Here is a 304-nt window from a genome sequence, read left to right as displayed (position 1 = left end):
AAAGCCGATGCCTATGGCGGGTACGGCAAGATTTACGCGGGCGGCCGCGTCCTTGAAGCTGCATGTTGGGCTCACGCGCGTCGACCCTTCTGGGATCTGCACGAGAGCCAGGGCTTCGTCGCCGGCTCGATTGCCGAGCAGGCGCTGCAGCGCATTGCGGCGCTGTACGCGATCGAAGCCCAGATCCGCGGACAGCCGCCTGATGTGAGGCGACAGGTGCGGCAAGCCCGCGCCGGACCGTTGCTGGAAGACCTGCGTGCCTGGCTCACCAGCATGCTTAGCAAGGTGTCGAAGAAGTCGGAGT

Annotated in this window: 1 protein-coding gene; it reads left to right on the top strand. The window is 65.1% G+C overall.

Annotated features, from left to right (window positions below; genetic code table 11):
- Positions 1-304, top strand: a 304-nt coding sequence (locus APY03_RS42945) for an IS66 family transposase (protein WP_198161359.1), incomplete at both ends; no start/stop codon positions are given.

The organism is Variovorax sp. WDL1 (assembly GCF_001541225.1).
Classification (GTDB): Bacteria; Pseudomonadota; Gammaproteobacteria; order Burkholderiales; family Burkholderiaceae_C; genus Variovorax.
Note: the sequence above shows the minus strand (reverse complement) of the source record. Positions and strands in the feature narration are given on the sequence as shown.